At 61.5% G+C, this 454-nt stretch carries 1 pseudogene; it reads right to left on the bottom strand.

What is annotated here, in order from left to right:
- Positions 1 to 14: 14 nt before the first annotated feature.
- Positions 15 to 454, bottom strand: a pseudogene (locus tag Q2100_RS31650) (integrase catalytic domain-containing protein); the annotation flags it as partial.

Below are 454 nucleotides of genomic sequence, written 5' to 3'. Positions count from 1 at the left end.
CCTGTTGCCTCATGTCAAGATGCGCGCGTAGGGGGGTTCGTTGCCTCACGTAAGCGTGCGCGCTTGGTGATGGGGGCTGTGGCGTCGGGGCCGGCTTTGCTGGTGGCGAGTGTGAACAGCTGCGCGGTCAATGCCTGAATCTGTCGCTGGGTGGCGGCAGGGTTGATCAGCGAGTAGGTCCGGGTCAGTGCGACGATGCGTTCCACAGCCATGGTCGGGTGATCGATTGCCCGGTGAAACGGGGTGGCCGCCTCGTCGTGTTTCTTGGATACCTTGGCTCCGTGGCGGACCTTGGCGATCAGTTTCTGCTGGGGGCAGAAGTAGTTGGTCAACATCGCCTGAAGCTGCCAAATCTCGTTGAGTAGCAACAGCTCTGCGGCCGTGTCATAGCGGTGGTAGCCGACCACGGTGCGTACCACGGTCCAATTCTTCTGCTCGACGTGACAGCCGTCGT

Source organism: Mycolicibacterium arseniciresistens, assembly GCF_030519285.1.
GTDB lineage: Bacteria > Actinomycetota > Actinomycetes > Mycobacteriales > Mycobacteriaceae > Mycobacterium > Mycobacterium arseniciresistens.
The sequence above is the reverse complement of the archived record's forward strand: the minus strand, read 5'-3'. Positions and strand labels throughout refer to the sequence as shown.